The sequence below is a fragment of the Leclercia sp. M-A074-M genome, from assembly GCF_965195605.1.
Taxonomy (GTDB): Bacteria; Pseudomonadota; Gammaproteobacteria; order Enterobacterales; family Enterobacteriaceae; genus Enterobacter.
Window position 1 is genome coordinate 1 of sequence record NZ_CBDAHM010000035.1, and the last position, 671, is coordinate 671.

Below are 671 nucleotides of genomic sequence, written 5' to 3' on the forward strand. Positions count from 1 at the left end.
CTGACCGCTGCAATCACTACCGTTCTGGCTAAAACCTACGGTGGTTCTGCTCGTGCATTCGACCAGATCGATAACGCACCAGAAGAAAAAGCTCGTGGTATCACCATCAACACTTCTCACGTTGAATATGACACCCCGACTCGCCACTACGCACACGTAGACTGCCCAGGCCACGCCGACTATGTTAAAAACATGATCACCGGTGCTGCGCAGATGGACGGCGCGATCCTGGTTGTTGCTGCGACTGACGGCCCAATGCCTCAGACCCGTGAGCACATCCTGCTGGGTCGTCAGGTAGGCGTTCCTTTCATCATCGTGTTCCTGAACAAATGCGACATGGTTGATGACGAAGAGCTGCTGGAACTGGTAGAGATGGAAGTTCGTGAACTGCTGTCTCAGTACGATTTCCCAGGCGACGATACCCCAATCGTTCGTGGTTCCGCGCTGAAAGCGCTGGAAGGCGAAGCTGAGTGGGAAGAGAAAATCATCGAACTGGCTGGCTACCTGGATTCTTACATCCCAGAACCAGAGCGTGCTATCGACAAGCCATTCCTGCTGCCAATCGAAGACGTATTCTCCATCTCCGGTCGTGGTACCGTTGTTACCGGTCGTGTAGAGCGCGGTATCATCAAAGTGGGTGAAGAAGTTGAAATCGTTGGTATCAAAGAGAC

Annotated in this window: 1 protein-coding gene; it reads left to right on the forward strand. The window is 52.9% G+C overall.

Annotated features, from left to right (window positions below):
• A partial coding sequence (locus ACOKCT_RS22950; RefSeq protein WP_420193916.1) for a GTP-binding protein occupies nt 1-671 on the forward strand: 671 nt, incomplete at both ends.